Source organism: Segeticoccus rhizosphaerae, assembly GCF_009192725.1.
Taxonomy (GTDB): Bacteria; Actinomycetota; Actinomycetes; order Actinomycetales; family Dermatophilaceae; genus Segeticoccus; species Segeticoccus rhizosphaerae.
This window is the reverse complement of sequence record NZ_VOHR01000480.1, coordinates 1-2,042: the sequence shown is the minus strand read 5'-3', so window position 1 is coordinate 2,042 and position 2,042 is coordinate 1. Positions and strand designations below refer to the sequence as shown.

Annotated in this window: 2 protein-coding genes; both read right to left on the bottom strand. The window is 73.4% G+C overall.

Annotated features, from left to right (window positions below; all coding sequences use genetic code 11):
- The coding region (locus FRW57_RS20845) for an AAA family ATPase (protein ID WP_162529449.1) at positions 1-1,235 on the bottom strand (1,235 nt) is incomplete at its 3' end.
- A 17-nt stretch (positions 1,236-1,252) separates the two neighbouring features.
- On the bottom strand, positions 1,253-2,042 hold a 790-nt coding region (locus tag FRW57_RS20840; protein WP_203230466.1), incomplete at its 5' end, for an exonuclease SbcCD subunit D.

Sequence of the window (2,042 nt, the reverse complement as noted above, 5' to 3'; positions counted from 1 at the left end):
CGGTCGAGGGCGGCCCCCGCGCGGGTGAGGGCGGCTGCCGCCGAGCCGACCTCTTCGGCGAGGAGGCGCACCGCGGGCAGGTCGGTCCCGTCGTCCGGCTCGGCGAGGGCGCGGCACACCTCGGCCACGGCCGCCCGGGCGGCGGCCTCTCGCCGCTCGGTGTCGGCCGCCTCCGTCGTCGCCGTGTCGAGGCCGCTCAGGTGGGCCGCGAGCTCCCGAGCCCGACGGGCCTGCTCCAGGATCTGCGCACTCAGGTCACGCTGCCCCGCCAGTTCGGCGACCGCGGCCAGGGTGTCCTGCGCCTGCCTGGCGCGGGCCTGCAACGTGTCGGTCCGCTCGGCATCAGCGAGCCTGGCCGATGCACGGTCGCGTTCACCGGCGGCGTGGTCGGCCCGCGCCAGCGCGATGCTGGCCAGGTCCACGACGCGGGAAACGCTGCCGTCGAGCTCCTGGCCGACCTGGCGGGCGTCGAGCTCCGACCACGGCGGTGACAGCTCCTCCTCGGCCGGGCCGACCGTCAGCCCCGTGGCGTCGTCACCAGGACCGGACCCGGCCGTCGTCTCCGCCGGCCCGAGAGGGTCGAGATCGCCCAGGACGTCGTCGACCCGCTGCAGGCCCGCCCGCAGCTCGGTCCGGGCGGACTCGACGCTTGCGGCCGACTCGCGACGACGCGTCGCCAGCCAGTCCTCGACGTCGGTGAAGCGGCTGGTGTCGAAGAGCCGCTCCAGCAGCCCCCTACGGTCCTCCGGCGTCGCACGCAGGAAGGCAGCGAACTCGCCCTGCGGCAGCAGCACCACCTTGACGAACTGTTCGAGACCGAGGCCGACGACGTCGTCGACGACCTGGGCCACCTCGTCGAGTCGGGTGCCCTTGGTGGTCCACTCGTCGCCGACGAGCTCCTGCAGCAGCACCGTGGCCTGCAGGGTGGTTTCACCCTCGCCCCGCATCTTCGGCCGGCTGAAGGCGGGGCTGCGGGTGATCCTCATCTGCCGCCCTCTGACCGTCAGCTCGAGCTCGACCCGTGGGACCGTGCCTGCTGCTGCGTGGTCGCTGCGCAGGGTGCCGCGGGAACCGGCGCGCGAGCCGGGCACCGCGGCATACAGGGCGAAGCAGATCGCGTCGAGGATGCTGGTCTTGCCGGCCCCGGTGGGGCCCTGGATCAGGTAGAGGCCGGCCTGGGCAAGGTCCTCGAAGTCGACGGTCTCGGTGCCCGCGAACGGCCCGAATGCGGTCATGCTCAGCCGGTGCAGTTTCATGCCACGCCCCGATCGCCCGACCGGGCGCCCACCTCGGACGCACCATCGGTCCCGGCTGCTCCCTCGTCGTCACGGCGGCTGCGCTCGCGCCGCGACTGCTCCACCGCCTCGGCCAGCAGCGCCCGCTCGGTCTCGTCGGCACCGGCGCCACCACGGACGTGCTCGAGGAAGTCACAGCAGACCTCGAGGTCGTCGCGCCGGCGCAGTCGGCCCGCATAGGACCGTGCCTGCGAGAGCGGCGTCGGCCCGTCGAACTGCAACGACAACGTGCCGGGAAACCGGCGTTGCAGCCGCTCCATCGCGCCCCGAGGGCGCGTCTGGTCGGTGAGAGTGACCTGGCACCAAGCCGATTCGGCGGTGGTGTGGGCAGGATCGGCGAGCAGTTCCTCGAGCGTGCCGCGCAGCCTGGCCAGTGGCTTGGCCACCGGCGCCTCGATCGCGGTCACCATCGGCTCGGCGCCGGACAGGTCGACCAGGAATGAACCCTTGGTGTGGTCGGCCTCGCTGAACGACATGGCGACCGGTGACCCGGAGTAGCGCACGGAGTCGGTGACCCGCTGCGGTCCGTGCAGGTGCCCCAGCGCCACGTAGTCGACCCCGTGGAACGTCTCGGGGTGCACCGCGCTCACGCCGCCGACGCTGATGTCGCGCTCGGAGTCGCTGGAGGCTCCGCCGGTCACGAAGGCATGCGACATCACGACCGAGCGGGTGGCGCGCCCCTCGAGGTCGGCGCGCACCCGGGCCATCGCGGCGTGAGCGCGGTGCACCCCGAGACGTTCCACGGGG